This window comes from Oleiphilus sp. HI0067 (assembly GCF_001635735.1).
In genome coordinates, this window is sequence record NZ_LWFI01001727.1 from 1 (window position 1) to 718 (window position 718).

Annotated in this window: 1 protein-coding gene and 1 pseudogene; one reads left to right on the forward strand and one right to left on the reverse strand. The window is 43.7% G+C overall.

The genetic code is table 11. The features are described from left to right. Nucleotides 1–141, forward strand: a pseudogene (locus A3739_RS27425) (peroxiredoxin); the annotation flags it as partial. A gap of 60 nt (nucleotides 142–201) precedes the next feature. Here A3739_RS27425 and A3739_RS27430 read toward each other — a convergent pair. Continuing rightward, on the reverse strand, nucleotides 202–718 hold a 517-nt coding region (locus tag A3739_RS27430; protein ID WP_197472637.1), incomplete at its 5' end, for an alanine:cation symporter family protein.

A 718-nucleotide genomic window follows, 5' to 3' on the forward strand; every position in this document is an offset into this window, starting at 1 on the left:
GCCACACCAGTAAATTGGAAGGATGGTGAGGATGTCATAATTGTTCCAGCTGTTTCTAATGACGAGGCTGAAAAAAAATATCCGGACGGATGGGAAACGGTCAAGCCATACTTACGTAAAGTTAAACAGCCCACTGACTAGTTGTGGCGATAGCCTTATGCTCTGCAAGCCTAGCTGTAAACGATCTTGCTTTAGCCTGCGTTAATTTGGCTTTACGCTAACTCGTTTAGGGTCCGTCCAGATTTCTTGATCAACATTTTGACATAACTCGGGATGGTCAGGCGCGTGAAAGGTTGGATCTAGTCCAGCCTTTCTCTGCTTTATGTAGTCTTTCGTGAGCTTTAAAACAATCCCAGAAAGCAAAGAAATCGATACCAGGTTAATAATGGCCATTAAACCCATCGATGCATCGGCAGTGTTGAATACGGTCTCAACGCTTTGTATCGAACCCCAAATAACCATTGCAATTAAACCAATCCGTATACCGATCAAACCTTTTGTCGATTGCACCCCAAGAAAAATCATTGCATTTTCAGCGTACGAGTAATTGCCAATTATTGATGTGAAAGCAAAGAAGAAAATGGCGACAGCAATAAAAATGAAACCGGTTTCGCCTATATGCTGTGCGAGGGCTAACTGAGTTAATTCAACGCCACTGGGCCCAACACCTGGCTGATAAATACCAGACAACAAAATAACGACGGCTGTCGCGGTGCAG